The 23,403-nt window shown below is 63.3% G+C and carries 16 protein-coding genes; 8 read left to right on the top strand and 8 right to left on the bottom strand.

Annotated elements, in window-relative coordinates; translation table 11 throughout:
• Nucleotides 1–769 precede the first annotated feature (769 nt).
• Nucleotides 770–2,530: a cytochrome c biogenesis protein CcdA gene (locus VGN72_11945; GenBank protein HEV7300070.1), complete on the bottom strand. Its 1,761-nt coding sequence runs from the start codon at nt 2,528–2,530 to the stop codon at nt 770–772.
• A gap of 276 nt (nt 2,531–2,806) precedes the next feature.
• Here VGN72_11945 and VGN72_11940 point away from each other — a divergent pair, with 276 nt between their 5' ends.
• Both VGN72_11940 and VGN72_11935 read left to right on the top strand, forming a co-directional pair.
• Nucleotides 2,807–3,244: an Rrf2 family transcriptional regulator gene (locus VGN72_11940; protein ID HEV7300069.1), complete on the top strand. Its 438-nt coding sequence runs from the start codon at nt 2,807–2,809 to the stop codon at nt 3,242–3,244.
• 397 nt (nt 3,245–3,641) lie between these two features.
• Complete coding sequence (locus tag VGN72_11935; GenBank protein ID HEV7300068.1) at nt 3,642–4,340, top strand: DedA family protein; 699 nt, start codon at nt 3,642–3,644, stop codon at nt 4,338–4,340.
• A 22-nt stretch (nt 4,341–4,362) separates the two neighbouring features.
• On the opposite strand, the gene VGN72_11930 is transcribed toward VGN72_11935, so the two are convergent.
• On the bottom strand, nt 4,363–4,575 hold the full coding sequence (locus VGN72_11930) for a hypothetical protein (GenBank protein HEV7300067.1): 213 nt from the start codon (nt 4,573–4,575) through the stop codon (nt 4,363–4,365).
• 57 nt (nt 4,576–4,632) lie between these two features.
• Nucleotides 4,633–5,550 carry a phosphotransferase gene (locus VGN72_11925; GenBank protein HEV7300066.1) on the bottom strand — a complete coding sequence of 306 codons (918 nt, stop codon included), beginning with the start codon at nt 5,548–5,550 and terminating at the stop codon, nt 4,633–4,635.
• Between the two features lie 281 nt (nt 5,551–5,831).
• On the opposite strand from VGN72_11925, the gene VGN72_11920 reads away from it, so the two are divergent.
• From VGN72_11920 to VGN72_11905, 4 genes are all read left to right on the top strand, one after another.
• Nucleotides 5,832–6,767, top strand: a complete 936-nt coding sequence (locus VGN72_11920) for a tetratricopeptide repeat protein (GenBank protein ID HEV7300065.1) — start codon at nt 5,832–5,834, stop codon at nt 6,765–6,767.
• Nucleotides 6,760–8,400 carry an extracellular solute-binding protein gene (locus tag VGN72_11915; protein ID HEV7300064.1) on the top strand — a complete coding sequence of 547 codons (1,641 nt, stop codon included), beginning with the start codon at nt 6,760–6,762 and terminating at the stop codon, nt 8,398–8,400. The genes VGN72_11920 and VGN72_11915 overlap by 8 nt, the downstream gene beginning before the upstream one ends.
• Nucleotides 8,401–8,579: 179 nt before the next feature.
• Nucleotides 8,580–9,995, top strand: coding sequence for a sugar ABC transporter permease (locus tag VGN72_11910; GenBank protein HEV7300063.1), 1,416 nt, complete (start codon nt 8,580–8,582; stop codon nt 9,993–9,995).
• A 105-nt stretch (nt 9,996–10,100) separates the two neighbouring features.
• Nucleotides 10,101–10,931 carry a carbohydrate ABC transporter permease gene (locus VGN72_11905; protein HEV7300062.1) on the top strand — a complete coding sequence of 277 codons (831 nt, stop codon included), beginning with the start codon at nt 10,101–10,103 and terminating at the stop codon, nt 10,929–10,931.
• A 77-nt stretch (nt 10,932–11,008) separates the two neighbouring features.
• On the opposite strand, the gene tsaE is transcribed toward VGN72_11905, so the two are convergent.
• Together tsaE and VGN72_11895 are read right to left on the bottom strand one after the other, a co-directional pair.
• Entirely contained in the window at nt 11,009–11,422 is a 414-nt protein-coding gene (gene tsaE, locus VGN72_11900) for a tRNA (adenosine(37)-N6)-threonylcarbamoyltransferase complex ATPase subunit type 1 TsaE (GenBank protein ID HEV7300061.1), read from the bottom strand.
• Between the two features lie 228 nt (nt 11,423–11,650).
• The gene (locus VGN72_11895) at nt 11,651–12,787 is read right to left on the bottom strand and encodes a hypothetical protein (GenBank protein HEV7300060.1); all 1,137 of its coding nucleotides are present in this window, start codon (nt 12,785–12,787) and stop codon (nt 11,651–11,653) included.
• Between the two features lie 431 nt (nt 12,788–13,218).
• On the opposite strand from VGN72_11895, the gene VGN72_11890 reads away from it, so the two are divergent.
• Nucleotides 13,219–13,980 (top strand): FHA domain-containing protein, encoded by a 762-nt coding sequence (locus VGN72_11890; GenBank protein ID HEV7300059.1) that lies wholly within the window; start codon nt 13,219–13,221, stop codon nt 13,978–13,980.
• A 261-nt stretch (nt 13,981–14,241) separates the two neighbouring features.
• Here the strand turns inward: VGN72_11890 and VGN72_11885 are convergent, their stop codons facing one another.
• From VGN72_11885 to hisA, 3 genes are all read right to left on the bottom strand, one after another.
• Nucleotides 14,242–15,243 carry a hypothetical protein gene (locus VGN72_11885; GenBank protein HEV7300058.1) on the bottom strand — a complete coding sequence of 334 codons (1,002 nt, stop codon included), beginning with the start codon at nt 15,241–15,243 and terminating at the stop codon, nt 14,242–14,244.
• A 164-nt stretch (nt 15,244–15,407) separates the two neighbouring features.
• Nucleotides 15,408–15,578, bottom strand: a complete 171-nt coding sequence (locus tag VGN72_11880) for a hypothetical protein (protein HEV7300057.1) — start codon at nt 15,576–15,578, stop codon at nt 15,408–15,410.
• A gap of 247 nt (nt 15,579–15,825) precedes the next feature.
• On the bottom strand, nt 15,826–16,554 hold the full coding sequence (hisA, locus tag VGN72_11875) for a 1-(5-phosphoribosyl)-5-[(5-phosphoribosylamino)methylideneamino]imidazole-4-carboxamide isomerase (protein ID HEV7300056.1): 729 nt from the start codon (nt 16,552–16,554) through the stop codon (nt 15,826–15,828).
• Nucleotides 16,555–16,976: 422 nt separating this feature from the next.
• Between hisA and VGN72_11870 the strand changes: the two genes are divergently transcribed.
• Nucleotides 16,977–23,258, top strand: coding sequence for a hypothetical protein (locus VGN72_11870; GenBank protein ID HEV7300055.1), 6,282 nt, complete (start codon nt 16,977–16,979; stop codon nt 23,256–23,258).
• Nucleotides 23,259–23,403 lie beyond the last annotated feature (145 nt).

Genomic DNA, 23,403 nt, shown 5'->3' with positions numbered 1-23,403 from the left:
GAATCGTGATTAAACCGCGCGCTCGTCATCCTGAGAGGGTGTTTACTAAGTCGGCTGGGTCTGCTCCGGCCGTGGCATGGGCGTCTCGCCCATGCTGTCGGATTGGAACGAAGGCCATTATTTGGGCATGTTGCGCCGATCGCGGCTCAACAACCAACCAGATCAGCCGACCTGACACACGCATGGGCGAGACGCCCATGCCACGGTCGGAGCGGACGCGACACTGTTCTTAAACACCGCTCAGGATGACGAGTCCGCGCATCAATTAATCACGATCCGTATGAATTCCCGCGAGACGTGGGAAAGTCCCGCGACGCCGGGAAGATATCCGCAGGGCAGCGATAACATCCGGAGCCTGCAGATCTCATCCGGCCGTTTCAAATTACATCCGGCGGCTGCGAATATTATCCGGCCGCCGCAAATTTCATCCGGAGCGCAGAGATAACATCCGGCCGCTGCAAATCTCATCCGGCGGTCGCGGATATCATCCGGAGGGCAGAAATCTCTTCCGGTGGCTGCGGATATCTTCCGGCCGTCGCAAATATCATCCGGCGGGCGGAAATATCTTCCGGTGGCTGCAGATATCTTCCGGCCGTCGCAATATCATCCGGCGGGCGGAAATATCTTCCGGTGGCTGCGAATATCTTCCGGCGGTCGCGAATATCTTCCGGCCGTCGCAAATATCTTCCGGAGGGCGGATATATCTTCCGGCGGCGCCGGATAATTTACGCGAGGTCGGAACAAGTCTTTTAGTTAGGAAAGCGGAAAATTATCGGCCCGCTGAGATTTCGCGCGGCGCGATCATGTCGATGAGCGTCGGCGTCGTGTAGATGCTGCTGAGCGTGATTGGCTTCTCGGACTGCGGCCGATAAATGGCGGTGAAGGGGATGCCGCCGCCGGGGTTTAGTTCGTTCAGCAGTTTGGTGCCCCTTGCGCCGTCGTGCGTCAGGTCGGCTTTCAACGCCAAGACATTGCCGGACTCGATGGCGTTTACCGTGTCGCGGTCGTGGAAGACGGTCGCTTCGATGTACTGGCAGTTGCCGCACCAGTTGGCGGTGAATTTGACCAGCACCGGTCGGCCGGTGGCGCGGGCGGTGGCGAGGGCTTCGTCGGAGTAGGGCGTCCACTTCACGGTGTCGGTGAACAGGCCGTTCATGTGGCCGGCGTAGGCGAAGGTGGAGCCGAACAGCAGCACGGCGATCGTGCTGGCGACCGCGATGCCGCGCCGGCCTGCACCCAGCGCGATCGTGCGGGCGATGAGGAAGATGGCTGCGATCACCGCGACGGCGACGATGGCCCAGAGGAAGTTGCTGCCGGAAATCAGTCGGCCCGCGGCGAAGAAGACCGCGCTGCCGATCAACAGCCAGCCCATCATCTGCTTGAACAGCTCCGCCCACGGACCGACGCGCGGCATGCGCATCGCCAACTGGGGGAACGCGCTCAGCACGAGGTACGGCGCCGCCATGCCGACGCCGACCATCAGCATCGCGCCGACGCCGAGGGCGGTCGGCTGCGTTTGCGCCCAGAGCAGGAGTGCGGGAAAGAGCGGGGCGGTGCAGGGGGTGGAGAGGATGGCCGTCAGAATGCCGAACCCGACGTTGCCACCGACCGTGTCGTGGCGCGGCGTGACGCTGTAGACGGCGGTCGGCAGGCTGAGCGAGAAGAGGCCCATCAGGCCGATGCCCATGAGGGCGAGGATCGCGACCATCGGCCAGAGAAACCACGGGTTGCTGAACTGCGAGCCCCACGTCAGTTGCTTCGTCACGAGAATCAGCACCGCCAGCACGCCGAACACTGCGACGATGCCAACGGTAAACGCCAGCGCCAATCCGACCGAGCGCAGCCGACTGTGCTGGGCCGCTTCGTAAAAGCCCATCGCCTTCAGCGGCAGCACGGGCAGCACGCAGGGCATGAGGTTGAAGATGATGCCGGCCCCGAACGCGATCGCGAACCACACCCACGCGCTGCGGGCGGGCGTGGCGGCGGCGGTGGCATCAGCAGTAGCCATCGGCGCGAACGCGCCGGTCTGCGACGTCTCGACGGCGGTGCCCGGGGGCGCGATCGACGTTTCGATCGAGTACGGCACGTTTTGCGGGAAGAAGCAGACCTTGTCGTCGCACAGTTGCAGCCGCACTTTACCGGCGATCGTCACGGGTCCCGATTGGGCGCCGGCGGGCACCTGCACGGGAATCTGCACGACGACAGTTCCCTCGTACACGTTCAGCTCACCGAGCGCCGGATACGTCTTGTTCACCCCCGGCGGATAACGCGGCTCGCCAAAGGTTAACGCGTCGTTCGCATCGGGCGTGACGGTCAGCTTGATGTAGTTCTCTTTCGTCGGCGTGTGCGACTGCGCGTGCAGGCCTTCAGGCACGTTGATGGTGACGGCGACGACGGATTCCTGTCCCGGCAGCAACTGCGACGTGCTGATGGCCGCGTCGACCGTAGCCTTGGCCGGTTGGGCGGACGCGGTCGCGCCGCCGAGCAGCGTGAGGACGAGCAGGACGATTGAGGCGGTGTGGCGAAGCATTACCTCACTATAGGGCCAAGCGAGCGGAAGGTTGCAGTGGAGCCGCGAGTCATCAGCCACTGGCCATTGGTTCAAGACGGGGCAATCCACCGCTTCAACTGGGTTCTGTCTGAGAACCCACTCTGTGTCCAGCGCGCGTAGGGGCAGGCCTCCGTGCCTGCCCTCTTTGTTCTGGGAAAAGAAGGAGGGCAGGCACGGAGGCCTGCCCCTACGCGGGGTGGCCGAGGGTGCTTCCCTCAGTTATGCTCGCCTACCATTCCAGTAGGAGATGCCGGATTGAGATTATCCAAGCGGACCGAGTATGGCTTGCGGGCGATCGTGCAGTTGGCGCGGTTGCGGCCGAGCGAGTTCGTGCAGTCACGCGATCTGGCGGGGCAGGAAGAACTGCCGAACAAGTTCCTGGAGTCCATCCTGCTGGCGCTGCGCCGCGGTGGGTTCCTCGAGAGCAAGGTGGGCAGTGGCGGGGGTTATCGGCTGTCGCGACCGGCCAAGGACATTCGTGTTGGCGAACTCGTCCGCCGGTTGGAAGGGCGGTTGACCATCCGCGAGCCCGACGCCGTCGGGGAGTCGACGCCCGGCGAGGTGGCGGTGCGCCTGCTCAACAATCGCCTGACCGACGCCACCAACGAGGCGCTGGACCAGATGAGCCTTGAAGAACTCATGGACCACGTCGGCAAGGCCACGAATTCGCAGCAGGAGATGTACTACATTTAGAAATGACCAATGACCAAACCAGAATGACGAATGGGCCGATCAAAGATGCAGGCGAACGTAATGGCTAGTCAACCCGCTGTCGCCTTGCGCGACAGGGTCATCCCGATGGGAACCGAAAGGCTAGCGGACAAAACCCCATGTCATCCCGAAGGGAGCGGTAGCGACCTGAGGGATCTCGATCAACGGAAGGTGTGGGACATGGGAGATCCCTCGCGTCGCTACCGCTCCCCTCGGGATGACAGGTAGCGCATAGGGGCCGAGGTTTTGTCCCCTAGCCTCAGGTCGGCAAGCCTTCCATCGGGATGACAGGGTCTATCGCCACCGGGCTTCGTTAATCGGATTTGCTTCCTCATTCCCGTTTCGTCATTCGGAAATTTCCCGTACCTTCTGATCGCCCATGATTCCCTTCGCGCTCCTAGCTTTATTTGACGCCAACACGGTCGAGAGATGGATCGAGGTGGGCGGTCCGATCGCGATCTTCGCGTTGCTGTTCGCCTGCGGGCTCGGCCTGCCGTTGCCGGAGGATATTCCGCTGATCATCGGCGGGTTCTTCGTGGCCAAGGGGTGGAACATCTGGGTGGTCGGCTCGCTCGCATGGCTGGGGATCATCGGTGGCGACTGCGTGCTGTACAGCCTGGGTCGTAAGTACGGGTTGAACATCACGAAGGTGCCGTTCGTCGGCAAACATCTGACCGAGGCCCGCATCCTGAAGGCCGAGCAGTTGTTCGAGCGGTACGGCATCTGGGTGGTGGCGGTGGGGCGGTTGTTTGCGGGCATTCGCGGCGCGATGGTGGTGGCGGCGGGGGCAACGCGGTTCAACTTCGTGAAGTTCGTGATCGCCGACGGCATCGCGGCGCTCGTCAGTGGCGGGCTGTTCGTTGCGCTGGGGTATTACCTTGGGCGCAAGCTGGACGACGTCGAATCGATCCGGCGGACGATCAAGCCGTACGAACACTGGGTGATCGGCGGCATCGTTGTTGCGGTCGTGATCGTTGTGGCGTACATCATCTGGCGTAAGCGCCGCAACAAGACCGTCGCCGAGATCGCCGTCGAGAAGGTGATCGAAAAGACCGCGCCGTCAGGGGAACTGAAGTAGGCGGGGACTCACCCGCCTGTTGCTACCGTTCCAACGGCAGGCGATTTTCGGGCTTCTCGAGTTGGCTGCGCAATCGCATGCCCCACCAGGCGCCGAACAACGAGCCGAACTGCAACATCACGTACAGGAACAGCGCCGCGGGCAGCGGCATCTTCACGAAGAAGTAGCCGATCGCGCACAGGATGAAGATGAAGGCCTGCATCGGCCAGAAGGTCTTGCGATACTGCTGCCACATAATCTTGCGCTCCTGATGTCCGTCAATGGACTGCCTGCGACTCGTTCGCCGCGCGTGCTATTGCAGGCCGGCCAGGCCTAGTTTCAACAATTCCAAGGTTTTGTCGCGTGTCGGATCGTTCTTTGGATCGACCGGGATGCATTCGTTCTGCAGCATCGCCAGCGCCCGCACCACCAGCCGGGGCGCGAACTCGGTCCGCGGTACGTTGTGGCGGAACAGGTAGCGTTCGACGATGCCGACCTTGTTCAGCGGATACCATTCGTTCAGCCAGTAGCGCGTGATGCCAACGTACGGATCCTGAAAGCAGGTCCACGCGAAGTCCACGTAACCGGTGACGGTCTCGCCATCGGTGAGGAAGTTGCCAGGGTTGTAATCGCCTGTGCTGAAGACCAGCGGCGTCTCGATCGTCTCCACCGCCGGTGTCACCCGTTCGAGCGCCTCGGCGAACAGCGGGTGACTCGTCCAGCGCCCACCGGTCTGCCGGACCTGCTTAAGCTCGTCGGCGAGCGAATGGCGGGGGATGATCTTGGCGACGGGGTCGGCGGTGACGGCTTCGGTCAGGGCGTGCAGGCGATCGATCGCGTCGAGCGTGGTTTCGGCAATAAAATCGAGCCGGTTTGAGGTCGTGTCCCAACAAGATCGCAGCAGGTCGGTACCCGTTAATAGCGAGAAGACGATCTTCGCCGGGCTGTCCGGATGCGTTGGATCGACCGTCGGCCCCGCCAGCACCTGCGGCACCGGCAGGCCCAACCGGTGCAGCACCGGCAACAACTGCGATTCCAAGTGACTGCCGCCCGGCTTGTCGTCCTGGCGCAACACCACCGTTTCTTCCCGGCCGTCGGGCAGCGTGACGGTCACGCGAAGCGGGTACCGCTTGTTGTGCCCCGGAAACGACATCGAGCCCACGGCTGTGCTGCCCTGTGGAAAGTGCGTGAGGATCAACTTGTGTTCGAACGCCGTCAGTGGATCACGCATGGGCGGTGCTCCCGGGTTTATCAACCTTGGGATGGTCGTCGCACCGGAGATTAGACGAAACGACCGCCGCGTGCGACCCTTTGGCACGAGCCGGATCACATTGAAGCAAGCACATGCGCCGATTGCGCTTGACTGAGATTTGGTAACGCGCCTGTTAACGTCCGCCTACGTGAAACGAGTTTGATCGCGGCGCGTTGCTTAGGTATGCTGGGCACCCCCCAATGATGAACTCTGCAATCCGATTTCGGACCGCACTCATTCCCTGTCTACTGGCGGCCTCCTTGGCGTGGACCGCGCCGGCGATGGGCCAGACGGACGTCGCACAGACGCTGCGGGAGGCGAGCGAGCAGATCGCGTTCTTCAACTGGGACCGGGCCGGCAGGCTCTACCGCGCCGCGATGAGCGACACGGAGGAAGGCTCCGCCCAGTGGCAGGAAGCCGCCTACGGCACCGCCGTCGCCGCCCAGCACGTTTCCCCGGCCGACCCCGCCAAGATAGATGAGGCCGCCAAGCTTTACCAAGCTTTGTCCAAGCCTGAGCTTGGGTCGAGATTCGCTGCGCGGTCGCTGATGAACCTTGGCCGCATCGCCGAGCTGCGCGACTACTACGGCGACGTGCCCGACCTCAACACGGCTCGCAAGTATTACGCGACCGTCACCGAACGCTTTCCGAACGAGGAGATCGCCGCTGAGGCGACGCTTCGGTTGGCGTCGGCCTACGTGCAGTCGTACAAGCCCGATGACGTGAAGGCGGGCGTCGACGTGCTCGAACGCTACCTCTCCGCCTACCCGGACGGCCCGCTGGCGTCGGGCATGTGGCAGTACCTCGGCGACACGTACTTCTACCCGCTGGCCGACTTTTCCAAGTCTCTGAAGGCCTACGTGAATGCCGACCGCCTTGGTTGGTTGGACGATTCAGACATTGGGCGCGTCTGGTGGCGCGTCGCACAGCTGGGCGAGCGGGTGGGTGACGTGCCGACGGCGATCAGGTTCTACACGCGCATCGTCACTGAGGCCGCCGTCAGTGGTAAGGCGTACGAGTCGCAGATGGCGTTGAAGCGACTGGGCGCACCCGTCCCGAAGATCCGCCTCGGCACCGCCGGTTCGGCCGAGCCCGCTCCTGCCACCCAACCCACCACCGTGCCCATGTCCGCGCCCCCGGGCACACGGCCCGTTGAGACGCCCATCCCCAACCTCGGAGGAACCACCAATGGCTGATGTACCACGCAAGGGCTTCCTCAACTCCACCGTCGTCGGCGTCACGGTGCTGAGCGTGGCGATGATCGCCAGCCTCATCCAGGTCATCCGCGGCAACCGTGAGCTCTCCGGGTCCGATGGTCGCACGGTCCTGCGCGTCTGCCATTGGCAACTGGAGGATGGCTTCCGTGCGGCGCTTCAGGGCGTGATCGACGACTACGAAAAGCTGCACCCCGACGTCCGCATCGTGCAGATGCCGATCACCGAAAAGGTGTACGGACAATGGCTGAACACGCAGTTGATCAGCGGCACCGCGCCGGACCTGATCGAGTCGGGCATGTCCAAGTACGCCTCCAATGACGAATCGATGGTGCGCTACTTTCTGGCGCTCGGCGGCGAACTGTCCGCTCCCAACCCGTACAACCGCGGCACGAACCTCGAAGGGGTGCCTTGGCGCGAGACGACGCTCGATGGCATGAAGATCGGGTACCGCCCGAAGTTGCTCGACTATTACGCGATCCCCGCGACGCTGGCCGGCACGCGCATCTTCGTCAACCGTACGCTGCTGGAAGAGGTTACCGGGTCAAAGCAGACCCCGAAGTCCTTGGGTGAGTTGATGGCCATCGGCAAGGCGGTCAACGACTACGCGCAGCGGACCAAGCAACCGATCCGCACCGTCGCCAGCACCTACTCGCTGAAGTTCTTCTACGGGCGATATAACGTTGCGTTCACGACGTCGCTTGAGCCGCAGCTCGACATCAATCTGGACGGCATGATCTCGCCGCTGGAGACCTACGAGGGCGTGCTGAAGAACAAGGTCGGCTTCGACACGCCGTCCGTGAAGGCCTATTACGAGATGATGGAAGCGTTCGCCGGCCTGCTGGGCGAGGGCTATGCCGCCATCGACAGGCAGCAGGCGCAGTTCAACTTCTCGCAGGGTCGCGCGATATTTCTGGGCACCGGTTCGTGGGATGCCGAGGGCATTCGCAACGCGATGGACGGCAAGGGGTGGGACCTGGCCGTGATCGACTTCCCGTTGCCTGCGCCCGACGAACGGTGGGGCCAGTACGTCAGTGGTCGCGCCGCCGACGCAGGCGCCTGGGGCGTGCCGTTCGCGGTCTTCAAAGGGTCGCCCAACCAGGAGCGGGCGCTGGACTTCCTGCGCTACCTCACCAGCCAGCGAGCCAACGAGAAAATGAATAAGGCAGCCAACTGGCCGCCGGTGACGATCGGCGCCGAACCCAGCGAGCTCATGCGGCCGTTCGTCCCCGATCCCACTGGCTACACGTCGCACGTGCAGTTCAACATCGGCGCACAGGTCGGCAACGTCCTCTCGGGCCAGGAGACGCTGTTCTACAGCGGTGAGACGTCGTACGAATCGATGGTGAAGACCGTGAACGAGGCCATCCGCAATCCGACCTATGGCGGGGACCGGGCCTGGTCGCTCGATCACGACATGCTCGTGCGCGAAAGCCGCAACCAGGAACGCGTGCTTGCCATGCAGGCCACCCGCAAGCTGCTCGACCCCAGCGCCGAGGCCGACGCCACCGAGAAGCTGCGCAAGGCGCTGCTGCAACAGGTCATCAAGAACAACGGCGCCGAGTCGGCGGCCCGATACGAGGAACTACGCGGACACCCGATTCCACCGATCTAAGTTTCTGCCTGCGACCACCCGTGTCGAGGTGACCCTCCGCGTCGCTTCGATGTGCAGATCAGCACGAATATAGAACGGGCGGCGGGCGACGGCGGATCAGTCGACGTTCTGGCCTTCTGGGGGAACGGGCAGGACAAGCGATGGGGTGTCAACCTTACTTTTCCGGAAACTACGTCACTATGACCACCGCAGCTTCAACCAATGCCGCCACCGGGATCATCACGCGAAAGAAGCCGGTGGGGGTCGCCCGCTCGCGGCGTGGTGCCAAGCTTGTGCACCGCACGCGGTTGTACCTCGTGCTGTTCGCGCTCATGCTCCCAACGCTGCTCGGGATGCTGCTGTTCACGTACTACCCGCAGTGGGGCGCGGTCAAGTACTCGCTGTACAACTGGGACGGCGACAAGATCAGCGAGTTCATCGGGTTCAAGAACTTCGTCGACGCCTTCACGCGTGATGCGCTCTTCTGGAGCTCGTTCCAACTCGTTGGCATCCTGCTGGTGGCCAACCTGTTCAAGATGTGGCCCAGCATCTTCGCGGCCGTGGCGTTGCACCGCATTCGCAGCGACCGCTGGCAGTACATCTACCGCGTGCTGTTCGTCATCCCGATGATCATCCCGGCGCTGGTCGGGCTGCTGGTCTGGAAGACGTTCTACGACTCGACGACCGGCGTGCTGAACAAGTTCCTGAATGGCACGGGCCTCATGGGCGTGCTGAACTGGCTCGACACGGCGATGCCGAAGGTCGCCGCCACGCTGTCTCCGGTGCGCGAGGCGGTCATCGACCCGTTGGGGGGCGTGTGGGGGCTGGCGATCATCGGCGCGCTGATCCTGTTTACACAGAAGACCATTCGCTCCGCGATGCGAGCGTGGGTGGGGTGGATGTTCCTGTCGTTTGCCGCCGCCTGGGCCTACTGGGACGTGCTGTCCGGCTCGCTGCAGCAGGTGTTGGGCAACCCGGTGCTGGTCGTGGTGGGCGTCGTCGTCGTGGCGTTCCTGATCATGTGCGCCGTCGCCATCGCACTTGCGGCGCTGCGGCAGCGGGTGAACACCGGCTGGCACACCTGGGCCGGCGCGCTCGCCCTGACGGCGGCGTCGTTCTTCCTGTTGGCGACCATGATCTGGACCACGCCCACGCAGGCGTTCCTCACCGGTGCGCCCGCCTGGCTGGGCCACAGCAAGCTGATCATCCCCGCCATCATCTTCTGGGGCTTTCCCTGGGTGGGCACCGTCGGCGTGCTCATCTACCTCGCCGGCCTGCAGAACATCAGCCAGGACGTCTACGAGGCCGCCGAGATCGACGGCCTTGGCAGCATTGGCAAGCTCTGGTCGCTCGAACTGCCGCTCATCCTCACGCAGGTCCGCATCAACCTGATCTTCATGACGATCGGCACGCTGGGCGACTATTACCTCATCTTCCTGCTGCTCGGGCCGGACGGCGGGCCCGGCAACGTCGGCATGGTCCCCGGCCTGTACATGTACAAGAGCGCGTTCGTCGAGGGCCGGTTCGGTTATGCCTGCGCGCTGGGCATGGTGCTCTTCGTGCTGATCCTGGCGATCACGATCGTGTATCAGAAGTACGTGAAGGTAGATAAGTAAGGAATTGCCGATTTGCGATTGCCGATTTGCGAGTGGAAAGAAGGAGACTTAAGTCGTTTCAGTCTTTCAATCGCAAATCGGCGATCGCAAATCGCAAATGAAATCATGGCCACCAAAGTCAGCCCCCTCAAAGAGACGCTCAAGCACGGCATCATGGCGTTCGTGCTGTTCTTCGCGTTTTTCCCGCTGTACCTGATGTTCGTCATCAGTTTTAAGAACAACGACCAGTTCGTTGCCAACCCGTTCACGTTCGACGCCCCGGGGCTGTGGAATTGGGCCAACTGGCAGAAGGGGTGGGACGCGATCAACGGCGCCATCGCCAACACGCTGGTCGTCACCACCGGCGCCGTCGCGCTCTGCCTGATGGCGGCACTGCTGACCAGTTACGTCCTGGCACGCTACCGCTTCCCCGGCCGCGAGGTCGTCTACTACGGGCTGGTCGCCACGATGTTTCTGCCCGGCACCGCCGCCACGCTGGTGACGCTCTTCACGCTCATCATCAACCTGAACCTCTTCGACAGCCTCTGGGCCATCGTCCTCACCGGCGCCGTCGGCGGACAGGTGGTTTGCGTCTTCATCCTGCGGCAGTTCATCGAGGACATCCCCAAGGAACTCTTCGAGTCGGCCGAGATCGACGGTGCCGGCCACCTGCAGCAGATCTGGAACATCGTCCTGCCCATGAGCGGCAGCGTAATGGGCACGCTGGCGATCATGCAGTTCATCGGCAACTGGAACAGCCTGATGCTGCCGCTGGTCGCCGTCCCCAGCAAGCCGGTGGTGACCACCGGCCTGATGTACCTGGACGGCGAGTACGTGAAAAAGTGGGGCGAACTCATGGCCGGCTACACGATCGCCAGCATCCCGCTGATCGTGCTGTTCCTGTTCACGATGCGCCTGTTCGTGAAGGGCCTGTCGGCGGGTGCGGTGAAGGGATAGGTCGCAAAATTCCCAAATACCAAGCACCAATGACCAACAAATGACCGAGCACCAAATCCCAATGGGGCGTGCGATGGCTAGCTGATCTCGATCTGCCGCTGGCTTTCGACGGTTGGGGTGAGGGTGACGTGGATCAGGTTGGGTGGTAGTAGCTCGGCGACGCGGCTGGGCCATTCGATGACGACGACGCCGCCTTGTTCGAGCAGTTCGGTGAAGCCGATGGCGTCGAAGTCGTCGGGGCCGTGGACGCGATAGGCGTCCAAGTGGTAGACGGTGAGCCGGCCGGTGTCGTAGACGTTCAGCAACACGTACGTCGGGCTGCTGACCGAGCGCGTATCGCCCCCCAATCCACCCACCAGCCCGCGGACGAACTGCGTCTTCCCCGCCCCCATATCGCCGTGCATCGCAATGCATTCGCCACCCTGTAGCGAGCGCGCCAGGCCGGCGGCGATGCGCTCGGTGTCGGCGACGTTGTGGGAGGTTTGCGTCATCTTGGAGTTTAGTTGAACTACGAAGACACGGAGTGAAACGCGAATAGGACGGAGCGATTCAGTTGGAAGAACCTCGTCATCCTGAGGTACTCCGAAGGATCTCTTCCTTCCCGAAGCGAATACGGAGGGAGATCCTTCAGAGTACCTCAAGATGACGGATTAGCATCACTTCGTCGCGTCATAACACCACATAAACCCGCACTTCTTCGTGTCTTCGCGCAGTCGTGGTTAGCCCTTCTTCTCCATCATCTCGAACGCGATCTTCGCGACGTTCATGCTCGCGCCGGGGCGGTCGAGGTCTTTGATGAGGCGCAGCAGGCGGTCGTGCTGGGCCTTGAGCTTGTCCGGGTTTTGCAGGAAGTCGATGGCGGAGGCGGCGACGGGTTCGGGGTCGTCGAACCAGGGGATGAACTCGGGAGCGACCCATTCGTCCGGGTCGGCCAGCAGGTTCACCAGCGCGAACTTCTTGGTGATGATCAGCCACTGCGCGATGCCGTAATACGTCAGCCGACTGCCACCGCGGTACATGATGACCATCGGCACGCCGTACCCCGCGACGTGCAGCGTTGCGGTGCCGCTGGCGGTGATGCAGAGGTCGCACTGCGGCACCAGGCGGTCGAACGCGTCCTGCTCGACCGTCACATCGGCGCGCCCCTTCGCCAGTTGCGTCACGATCTCGTGCGTCGCATCGACGGTGGGGGTGACGAACCGCGCCTTGGGGAAAACCTGCCGGATGCGCGTCGCCATCTCCAGCATGGCGGCGTAATGGTTCACCGCCTCACCGCGCCGCGAGCCGGGCAGCAGACCGACGATGGGGGGGCGGCTGGGGAACTTCGTCTCAAACGGTTGGCCACGGTCGGCGGGCAGCTCATCGAACAACGGGTGACCGACGAACGTCGCGTTCACCCCCTTGCCGCGAAAGTACGCCTCCTCGAACGGAAGGATGCAGGCGACGCGGTCGATCGTGCGGGCGATCTTCTTCACGCGCCCCTCGCGCCACGCCCAGACCTGCGGCGCGACATACTGCAAAAACGGCACGCCCAACCGCCTCGCCAGCGCCGCGAAGTGGAAGTTCATGCTCGGGGAGTCGACGCCGATCATGATGCTTGGCCGATTGGCCAAAAGGTGGGTTTCCACCTGTTTAAGCACCTTTTTTAGCTCGAAATAGCGTCCAACTCCACCCATGCCCATCGCGGCATTGGCGACGGTCTCATGCAGCACCTTGCAGCCAGCCTTGCGCATGAGCGGGCCGCCGATCGCTTCGATCTCGATCGAAGATTCGAGCTGGCGCAGGCTATGGATGAGCTGGGCGGCGTGCTGGTCGCCACTGACCTCGGCGACGGAAAGGAAGACGCGTCTGGACATCGGTCGCTCAGTGCATCGCTTATCGCGGCGCGTGTCAAGATGGTGAGAGCATCGCTTGCGGTTTCGTCGACCAAAGGCTGGCGGACAAAACCGATGTGTGATCGCCAACAAGCGGTATGTCATCCCAAAGGGAGCGGTAGCGACCTGAGGGATCTGTCCAGTCGGACGATGCTCGACCATGGGAAATCCCCCGAGTCGCTACCACTCCGCTCGGGATGACAACAGCGCGCGAGGCGGGAGGGTTTCGTCTGCCAGCCTTGCGCCCAACCCGCACCTTTCCTAACATCTTGCTGAACGAAATTTATTAGACCTGACCTGCCAGCGCAAGCGATTTAAGATGCGTAGCTTACATCGGTAGCCTCATCGGCAGGCGAGGTTTCGACAAAGTTTGCCGTCCGATTCGCCGAAGGGCCGATATTATCTGTAGCGTCATGGCGTACCTCATCATCAGTGACAAAATCGGTGAGTTCGAACGGCAAGCGCTGGGTGGGCCAGTGACGATCGGGCGTTCGCCGGACTGCGATGTTTCCATTCGCGATATCCTGCTGTCGCGCAAGCATTGCCGGCTGGAACAGGTGGATGGCCAATGGGTGGTGACGGACCTCGATAGCAAGAACGGCACGATCGTGGCCGGCGCCAAGGTAAAGCAGTTCAAACTGGAGGACGGCCAGACGATCCGCATCGGGCGGACGAAGGTCAACTTCTTCGCCGGCGACATCGCCGACGCCCCGGCGGCCCCGGCCAAACGCGAGCGGCCCGCCGACCCGGTGGAGGCGCTCGCCGGCACCATGGCGGGCTTCGAGTTCAAGCCCCCAGTGGAGGCCGACGAGATCATCGCCGATATCCCGAAGGTCATTCCACTAGGCCGCGAGCAGCGCGACCAGAACGCGCGCCCGACCCCCAAGCCTCGTCCCGTCGCCAAGGGTGCAGACCAGGCGCAGGAGATGCTGTTGGCCGACTCGTCGAACAGTTGGGAAAGCATTTACGCCGAGGCACGGCAGTCCGTTGCGCTGGAAGCGTCACCGAACGAGACGTGGGAACACAAGCCGCGTCCGAACTCGCCGATCGACATGACGATTCACACGAACCTGAAGACCGGCGGCCGCGCGTGGCGCGGCTTGCGCGCCACGGTGAAGCGCGCCTGGTCGAAGATCACCCGCCCTACGAGCCGCACCAGCGTGCCGGTGGCGTAGGGAGCTCGCGATTTAGCAATGAAGCCGGTGGGCCAATCGACTGTCATCCCGAGGGGAGCCTAAGGCGACCTGAGGGATCTCGAACCACGGACGGTTCTCCGCCTTGGGAGATGGGTCAGGTCGCCAAGGCTCGCATCGGGATGACACGTCCCAGATCAACCAAGAGGTTGTGTCCGCCAGCCTGTGGGCTCCCTTTTGGAAGACATTTTGCAGTTGACGCGCATCGGTCAGTGGAATCAGTGAAGCACGTATCCGACCTTCCTAATCCTCATACACCACGGGCTTCAGCACGCTGCACTTGATCTCGCCGAGCGCGGCCACGAGGTCGTTGTACTGCTTCTCGCCGTGATAGACACCGCAGATCGCGCCGCCGCTGCCGGCGAACTTGGCGCTGGCGCCGACGCTGCGGGCGACGTCGATCATGCGTTGGTTCTCCATCGCGATCGGCATGATGGTCTTGCGGATCTCGAAGTTCTCGTTTGTCACCTTGTGCAGTTCGTCCCAGTCGCCCGCCTTGATCGCCGACTGCCCGCGGTCCACTAAGGCGCGCAGCTTGTCCATGGCGCCGACGACCGTCGGGTCGCCTTTCTCCCACAGTGCTTTCAGGTTGCGATGAGTGACGTCGGAAATCTCGGCGCGCTCGGCGTCGTAGGCGACGTACAACGGAGGCATGGGTTTCGGTTGAAGGTACGTGTACTCGCCGTAGCCGCGCGACTCGAGCAGCTTGCGGTCGAAGTTCATGTGCACCAGGCCCTCGTAGGTCTGGATCACGCGGTCCTGCAGGCCGGCGGTGATGCCCAGTTCGTCGCGCTCGACCGACAGCACCAGGCCGGGCATGACCTCCTTGGCGATCTCGACGTTGTAGAACTTTATCAGCGCCCGGAACGTCGCGACCACGATGCCGCTGCTGCCCGACAGCCCGACGAGCCGCGGGATGTCGCTGTTGAACTGCATCGTGAAGTTCCCATCGCGCAGCGGCACGTTCTGCTTGGCGAAGTGGTCGTGGAACCGCCGGACGCTCGCCTTCATCAACCGCATGCCACCGTAGTAGCCGAACAACTTCTGATCGCGCAAGAACGCCTTCACCGAGTCGTAGCGGGCCAGGTCGCCGTGCGTGGGCAGGATTTCGAAGTGGGGGCTGTCCCAGAGGGTCACGGTGGCGCTGAAGTTTCGGATGATGAACGAGATCGTCTTGCCGAAATACCCGTCGGACGGGTTGCCAACAAGGCCAGCGCGAGCGTGGGCGGTACCGGTGTAAATCATGGGAAGTTTTCCGTGCAAGTGTTGGATTGATTCGTACGTTCGACCGTGCAAATGATCGTCATCCTGAGGTACGCCGAAGGATCTCCTCTCCTTCTGCGCGTGGGACGGAAGAGATCCTTCGGCGTACCTCAGGATGACGCGTCGTCACATTTTTTTAGAGGACCTCACGCCAGCTTCGGTTCTTCGTCGGTCAACAGCGGTGCCGTCGGGGCGAAGTAGCGCATTGGGGTGCCGGTGCGGGCGTCGCCACCCATGATTGCGAGCAGGTCGGGCATGGGTTGGCCCGCGCGCAACCGCCGGGTGACGTAGTCGCACATGGGCTCTGACAGTCGCACGCCAAACCGGTCGATGAACAGCCGGCCGATATCCTTCGTCTTCAGGGGGTTCTCCTTCCAAGGGCGCCGACAGGGTAATGGAAGAGATCGCGGAGGTGAAGGGGGCGTGGTGACCGATGGGGGCGATGGGAGGGATCTCGACTATCCCAGCAACTCAAGGCCGTTCGAGGTCCCTCAGGTCGCCTAGGCTCCCACTGGGATGACACTTTGAGCCTTGGATGGCAGAACTTGATCCCGCAGACAGTGCCTAACGCGTTTCCGAAGCTACCTTTACCGCCTCGACCAGATCAACCTTCCCTTCGTACAGGCTACGGCCGACGATTGCGCCCCAGACTGGCAGGGTGGTCAGTGTCTGCACGTGGTCAATATCCCCCACGCCACCACTGGCGATCACTGGCACCTTGCCGGCCTCGGCGATCGCGCGGGTCTGCTGGAAATTGGGGCCGGTCAGCATGCCGTCCTTGGCGACGTCGGTGTAAAGCAGGGCGGCCAGTGGCCAATCGGAGACGTCGCGGGCGACGTCGACGGCCAGCCGGCCGGACAGCTGCGTCCAGCCGCGCGTCGCCACGACACCGTCCTTGGCGTCCAGCGCCAGCACGATTCGGCCATGGTATCGCGGGTTTGCCACCAGCTTGGCAAACCAATCCCACTTCTCCAGCGCCGCCGTCCCGACGACCACGCGCTCCACGCCGGCGTCGCGCAACGCGTCGATATCCGCCTCGGATCGAATGCCACCGCCCACCTCCACCTTCAGCCCGGCGGTATTGGCAAGGCGGGCGACCAGCTCGGTCTGAACCGGCCGACCCTCTTTGGCACCATCGAGATCGACGACGTGCATCCACGTCGCCCCGGCGGCCGCGAACGAGCGGGCGACGTCGAACGGGTCGACGTCGTAGTTGATCTGCTGGCCGTAATCGCCTTGCTTCAGGCGAACCACGCGACCGGCGCGGAGGTCGATGCTGGGAAGGATCTGCATGCAGGCGTTGTCGGGCACCGACGCCGGAAATGCAAGACCGCGCGTCGCCGGGCCTTGCCGTTTCAGGGGCGCGAATTGCACCCCAACATCCCCCATCCTGCCCGCCGGCTCAACTCACCGAAACCGTGACGCCTCGTAAACGGTACAGGTCCGATAAGACGAACCGTATCAACGGCTTGTTGTGAACGTGGGTTCTCGTTGACAGTTGGGGGAGCAACGGATAGAAACAGGGCTATCAACCTGGAGCCGGAACTTGCGACGGGACAGAGCGTCGTCAGTTCCAAATCTGCACCCTTGGGTGGTAAGTGACACCGGCACAAACAGAGGCATTCTCGCCCCGGACACACCAACCCCGTTTCAGCCCCCGAACAACCTGATCCGCATCTCGTGCGGATGGATCGTGGCTGAGGAGGATACCCCGCATGCGTCGTCGTCGCTCGTCCCGCTCCGCCGTTTCTCGCGCTGCAGCATTCACCATCGAGGCGTTGGAGGGGCGCCAGTACTTCATCACGCTCACGGGCGGGGATGAGTTCATCTTTGCCAGTCCCGATAGTCGCCCCGATGGCGCGCAGGTGCACGTCAAGCTTACCGGCAACATTGTTGCGGAAGTGGTCGGCGCATTCCCGACGCAGTTCGGTGACGTGGGGCTGACGGAGATCCCCGGCCTGCTGAACGGCACGTCGGTGTTGGGTGGCGTCGGCGGTGTGGGTGGGACGCAGCTGCTCGGTACGCCTGGCGCGGCCAACCCGATCACGGGCATCAGCGAGGCCGGCATCGACATCGTCGATCCGGGCGGCATCCTGGGTGGCCCGGCGACCGTGATCCTCTTCGACAACGAGGGCGTCGACAATATCAACTTCCAGGCGCTGGCCAGCACGCCCGCAGGACTGATGTACGGCATCAACGTCTTCGAGCAGTCCCTCGGTGGCGCCACCGTGCAGCGCGCAGCGCTGGTGCGCTTCGACAACCTGCCCGGCGATACGCGCCCGGGCCCCGAGAGCGTCGTCGGCACGGTTATCGCCGACCTGACGCCCTCGATCCTCTCGCCTGGTGGTGCCGCGACGTTCTTCAATGGCGGCACCATCAACGGTGTCACTGCTGCGTCGTTCGACCCGATCAGCGGCAACCTGTTCTTCGTGGTCCACGGTGATACGATCGTGACCTTCCCCGACGGTGAGACGGGCACCACGGCCCGTCCGCAGCTGTACTCGGTCAACGTTGCGCCGGCCGGCAACGCCGCGATCACCAACCCGGGCGCCGCGGCCACCGCCGCCGCCGCCATCAACGCAAGCGTCACCGCGTACAACCTCGACTTCGGCTTCATCCAGTTCGTGAACCAGACGCAGGACGGCAGCTACGAGTTGCAGACGAACGAGGCCATCGTCAACTCGATCACGTTCGACCAGCTTACGCCCACGACGGCGCGGCTGCTGGCATCCACGAACCTCACGCAGGTGGTCAGCGGTGGTCAGACGTCGGTCGTGCAGACGATCAACCGCCTGACGTCCATCAACATCGGCGCCGGCACGCAGCAGAACCTGGGGCGCATCACGTATCAGGGTGATAACCTTCTGGTGGTCACCGGCATTGAGGTCGGTGTCGATGATCCGAACGCCGCTGCGGAAACGTTGTTCCTGACCACTTCGGAAACCGCTACGGCTGAAGGTGTGGGTGGTGACGGTGGTGGCGGTGGGGGTGGCGATGGGGCAGACATTGATCCTTCGCTGCTTGAAATCGACCTGACTCAACCGGTGGGTGGTACCCTGCCGGGATTGGTTATCGGCTCGCTGCCCGATCCCAGCGATGCCAACGATCCGGTGCGCGGCTCGGACATCCAGGGCTTCTCGTACAACCCGACCGTGGTCGACCCGATCACCGGCGCCACCGGGGCGTTCGTCGGTGTCGATGCGACCAGCGACGAGTTGGTCATCATCAGCTCGGTCCGCCGGTTCGCCAACGCCGACGTTTTCCGCATCCACATCGTCTCGGCCGACCGGGACGCGACCTACAGCATGGTCGTCTCATCGATCAAGGGCGCCCGTCGCGTCTTCGACACGTTCACGGACACGTCGACGGTTCCGCTGCAGACGGCCGTTCAGGTCGCTCCGATTCCGTTCCCGGCTGACATCGGGCGGGTCTACATCGGTGGGCGGGTGCTCGCGGCCGAGCCGACTCGTTGGATTCCGTTCACCGAGGCCGAGTACGCGCCCGACGAGACCTACGGTCAACTGCCGCGCGAGCCAGTCATTACCTCAGGCCTCACCTCGGCGGTGGGCGTGAACATGGGGAAGGTGCTCATCGCGGGCACCATGACCGGTGCCGTAAATCTGGGCGGCTCGATCGACACCTACTACAACGGCCTGCTGTTGACCGGTGCCATCAACGGAGCGAACCTCGGCACCACGAGCCGCCAGGGGAACTTCTCGGTCAACGGCGACATCAACAGCCTGATCGTCAAGTCGCACATCGGCACCATCTCGGGGGTAACGCCCGGCGATGTTGAGCAGTACGCTTCTGGCTTCGACGGGATCATTCAAGGCGAGGTCGGTCACTTCCAGGCACACGCCTCGATCCTTGGGTCGCTCGTGGCCGAGAACATCGCCCCCGGCTACGACGCCGAGGACCAGCGCGAGTACGAGCACCACGCCAATACCACAACCAACGACGTACTTGACGTGTCGGGCCTCAACCTGCTCGAAGGGTTGTTGGGATCGAACGCGCCAGATTCCGCGTTCCTATGGAACGACACGCTGGAGAACCCGCAGTACCTGAACGCGATCGGCACCGACGACATCAACGGGTTCATCCGCATCAACGGAACGCGGGATAGCATCGCCGACGCGACGGACACGTATGCCGTCAGTCTGTTGGCGGGGCAGACGATCATCGTGCAGAACGTCGCTGGGCGGGTCGATGTCTACGACCCCGATGGCCGGCGCATCAGCAGCGACAGCGCTCACCTGAACGCGAACGCAGGCAAGGCGTTCCGCGTGACGGCCGATCGGCCAGGCATCTACAAGTTCGTCTGTTCCACGTCCTTGATTGGCGGGACATATCAGTTGAATGTTCGCCGGGTTGGCAACGTCGCGATGGGCGGCGTGTCGGCCGGGGCCGACATCTGGAACCTGCGCGAGGCCGAATCGTTCCGCGTCGGCTTTGGCGACCTTGGCTCCATGTTCGCCGGCGCCAGCGTCAGCTTCGGCGCTGCGGACGGCGCCATCTTCTCCTACGACCCGATCAACAACCTGGCCGAGGGACAGTTTGACTTCACGGGCCGCGACGACATCCGCACTCAGGCGGGCCACATCCGCGCGGTGGATGCGGCTGCGATCGGTCAGACCACGGAATTGCTGTTCGGCCACTTCAACATCCAGACCGACGCGGGCAACATCGGGCTGCTGCGCGCCCGGTCGAGTTTCCTCACCGTCAGCAGCGCGCACATCAACGGCAGCCTCCAGCTGTTCGACGCGTTCGCGACCGGCAGCATGTATCTCGCGGCCGTGCGCGGCATGGGCGCGTTCCGCGCTGGTGACACCGCCAGCCCCACGCCCAGCTTCTTCCGAGTGAACATCGACGAGCAGGGTGCCGACGGCATCATCGGCCTGATCGACGTCGCTGGTGACTTCGGCACCAACCCGTTTGACGTTTCACAGGGCCAGACGCCGGACAACTTCAACACCAACGGTGGCGATCCGGAACTCCCGGCAACCGGTGGTGCTGCGATCTATACGGGCCAGGGTGGCAACGTCCGCTACATGCACGTGGGTGGCGCCGTTTATCAAGACGAGTTCTTCGGCATTGGTGAGCCGGTCGGCGAACGCGGCAGCAACACGACCTTCGACGTCGGCGTCGCACGCGAGTTCACCGACGACGGCGGTGGCACGATCCGCGTGACGCCCGTCGGCACGACCACACCCAACCCGCTCTTTGACGGTACCGATCCGACGATTGATCCCCTGATCGGCCCATCGCTGACCATTATCACGTACGGTGTGCGCACCGGCGGTGTGGTGCTCGTGGACGCATCGGTCAGCGGACCGAACGTCCAAGGCGTCCTCATTGAGGGCGGCGCCGTCGGTGGCCAGGGTGTCGCCGTCGAGGTGGGCAACATCGCGATCCACGAAGTGACCGGAGCGGGCACTCCGATGACGCTGAACGCAGACGGTCTGCCCATCCTGCCTGGTGGTACGGTTCGTCGCAGGGAACGTGGACCGCTGGTGATCGACCCGATCACTGGGCTAGCCGTGCGAAACAATAGTGCGATCGGTACGCCGACCGTGCCGCTGACGGTCGATATCACCGGCTCGTCCCGTGTGGATGTGTTCTCGATCGAGGGACGCACGACGCCGCTCTTCTCGGGGCCCGATCTTACGACCAATCCCGGCGCGTCCGGCGGGGCCGTTACCACAGTTCAGCAGACGGTCACGATCGGTGGCAACTTCACCCGCATCCGCAATAACACCGGTGGTGAGCTCGTCACGATCAAGGTCGGCGACCTGGCCGAACTCGATTCGCGCGGTTCGATCGGCGTCGGCCAGATGTACGAGGGCGTGGCCCTCAACCCGTTGGCGGTCCTGGACAATTCCTACCCGTACGTACAGCAGCGCACCGGCGTCGTCGCCGACAACATCGGGTTCGTCACCAGCTCGCGCGGCATTGGCAACCTGATCGTGAGCGGGGCGATCAACACGGTGGGCGCCAATCACGACGGCACGGACGAAAGCGCCTACTTCGAAGGCGTGTTCGGCCCAATTGTCGCTACCGGTGGCAACATCGGCTACGTGCAGGTCGGCGAGGGCTTGTCCCCGTCGGGCAGCGGTAGCGTTGGCTTCTCAGGAATCTACGCGACGGGAATCATTCAGACCGTAACGAACCAAGGATTGGGTTCGGACATCCGCGGTGACATCATTTCGAATACCGAGATCCGGACGATCAGCCTGTCGAACGGCTCGATCATCAACTCCGACATCGAGGTCGCCGCGACGTTCGAGAACGGCATCGACTTCGGCTCGGCCGGTGGCACGTTCCCCGGTGGTCCCGGGACCACGCTGACGCGGCCGAACTACGTGATCGACAACATCAGCGTCCGTGGTCGGGGCGGCATCATCGGCAGCCAGATCATCGCGTCGAACATCGACACGATCAACGTGGAAGACGGATTCGGCATCTTCGCAACCGAGATCATCGGCATTGCCGGTGCCACCGTAAATCGCGTGACGACTGACGGATACGGGCTGCGGTACAACCTGATCCAGTCGGGCGCAAACCTGAACCTGCTCTCGGCACGTGGCAACGGGCAGTTGCTATCCACCGAGCGCTATAGCCCGACCGTCCGCTACAGCGAGACGCAACCGGTCGACGAGTACTTCTCGACGAACTTTGACCCGTTCTTCGAGTTCCCGCCCAACCTGTTGACCGACATCCACGCGGTCCTGGGCACGTCCGCATCTGTGCCGGTCATTCCCGGTGTGACGGACGCAGGCATCATCGAGAACACCGACTCCCGCGGTTTCCGCAACCTCGGCACCGCAAGCGCGTATCAGATTCGCACTCGGGACATCAACGCGCTGCCGGTTACCGGCATCGAGTTCCCAACCCAATTCAACTTCTCCAGGCAAATCGGGACGATCGTCACCCGCGATCGGATCGATGGCCTGCTCGTCACCACCGGCCGTATCGGGCGTTTCCTGCCCGCCAGCGACGTGTTCCGCATGGACATGAACGTCACCGGCAACATCCGGTCGATTCGCATCAACGGGTCGCTGGGTGATAACTCCGAGATCGTTGCCAGCGGTCCGTCGGGCACCTTGAGTTCGGTGTACATTGCCGGCGACCTCGATGGCGACATTCGTGCCAGCTCGCGCATCGGCAAGGTCTACGTCGGCGGGGTGACGACGGGCAACGTCCGGGTCGACAACCTGACCGGCGTTAACAACATCAACTCGCTGACCTCGGTCGGTGGCATTGGCGCCGAGAACCTCACGATCAACGGATCGATCGGCCGGATCACCATCGGTCGCGGTTCGTCGCTGCTGACGCCTGGCGGCACGTTGACCATCAACGGTAACCTTGCCGGCATCTCGGTGCGCGGCGGCGTGCTGGACACGAACGTCGTGGTGAACGGCAACATCGGTACGATCGACGTGCGCGGCACGCTCGCCGGTGACATCACCGCCACGGGTGACGTGAAGCGCATCTCGGTCGCCAACGCCGAGGGTGCCAACACCAATTCGGTGCGAGGCGACATCGACATCGCTGGCAACCTCGGGTCGTTCACGGTCCGCGGTGGCAACGTGATCAGCAACGTGAACATCGGTGGCGACCTGGGGTCGTTCTCGCAGACGAACGGCAGCGTGCTGCCGTTGCCCGGTGGCGTCACGCCCAACACCTTCGCGGTGGGGCAGCTGCTGCGGCGGTTCTCGACCACGGGCAACGTGGTGGCGAACCTGTCGGCCGGCACGTTCGGCAACGTGACGATCCGTGGCGACCTGGGCGACGGCGTGACGCCGATCACCTCGACCGCCAACGAGTGGAGCGTGTTGAGCGTGTTCGGTTCGATCCTCACGGGCTCGTCGACCAACGTCGCCGGCACGCTCGGGTCGCTGGTGGTCCGCGGCAACGTGGAGGCCGGCGCGATCGTGGCCGCCGGGGCCATCGGCCGCAAGAACATCGGTGGCGCCGTCACAGGCACCGTGACACCGTAACGCCACCGGACTGGCCGCTTCAGCGGCCGGTGCTTCTAAGGTGCGAGCGTTTCAACCGGCTCGCACCTTTGACAACGTCAATCCACAGCGGGCGATCCGGCAACGGGTCGCCCGCTGGCGTTTTGCCCGCTACACTTCCCGCATC

The organism is Tepidisphaeraceae bacterium (genome assembly GCA_035998445.1).
In the GTDB taxonomy this organism is placed as follows: Bacteria; Planctomycetota; Phycisphaerae; order Tepidisphaerales; family Tepidisphaeraceae; genus DASYHQ01.
This window is presented reverse-complemented; position numbering and strand designations above follow the sequence as displayed.

Excerpts from the sequence above, each read along its gene's own strand:
- VGN72_11925 (HEV7300066.1), bottom strand. The coding sequence starts at position 5,550 with ATGCGTGATCCACTGACGGCGTTCGAACACAAGTTGATCCTCACGCAC.
- VGN72_11910 (HEV7300063.1), top strand. The coding sequence starts at position 8,580 with ATGACCACCGCAGCTTCAACCAATGCCGCCACCGGGATCATCACGCGA.
- VGN72_11905 (HEV7300062.1), top strand. The coding sequence starts at position 10,101 with ATGGCCACCAAAGTCAGCCCCCTCAAAGAGACGCTCAAGCACGGCATC.
- VGN72_11935 (HEV7300068.1), top strand. The coding sequence starts at position 3,642 with ATGATTCCCTTCGCGCTCCTAGCTTTATTTGACGCCAACACGGTCGAG.
- VGN72_11890 (HEV7300059.1), top strand. The coding sequence starts at position 13,219 with ATGGCGTACCTCATCATCAGTGACAAAATCGGTGAGTTCGAACGGCAA.
- VGN72_11885 (HEV7300058.1), bottom strand. The coding sequence starts at position 15,243 with ATGATTTACACCGGTACCGCCCACGCTCGCGCTGGCCTTGTTGGCAAC.
- VGN72_11915 (HEV7300064.1), top strand. The coding sequence starts at position 6,760 with ATGGCTGATGTACCACGCAAGGGCTTCCTCAACTCCACCGTCGTCGGC.
- tsaE (HEV7300061.1), bottom strand. The coding sequence starts at position 11,422 with ATGACGCAAACCTCCCACAACGTCGCCGACACCGAGCGCATCGCCGCC.
- VGN72_11870 (HEV7300055.1), top strand. The coding sequence starts at position 16,977 with ATGCGTCGTCGTCGCTCGTCCCGCTCCGCCGTTTCTCGCGCTGCAGCA.
- VGN72_11930 (HEV7300067.1), bottom strand. The coding sequence starts at position 4,575 with ATGTGGCAGCAGTATCGCAAGACCTTCTGGCCGATGCAGGCCTTCATC.
- hisA (HEV7300056.1), bottom strand. The coding sequence starts at position 16,554 with ATGCAGATCCTTCCCAGCATCGACCTCCGCGCCGGTCGCGTGGTTCGC.
- VGN72_11895 (HEV7300060.1), bottom strand. The coding sequence starts at position 12,787 with ATGTCCAGACGCGTCTTCCTTTCCGTCGCCGAGGTCAGTGGCGACCAG.
- VGN72_11945 (HEV7300070.1), bottom strand. The coding sequence starts at position 2,530 with ATGCTTCGCCACACCGCCTCAATCGTCCTGCTCGTCCTCACGCTGCTC.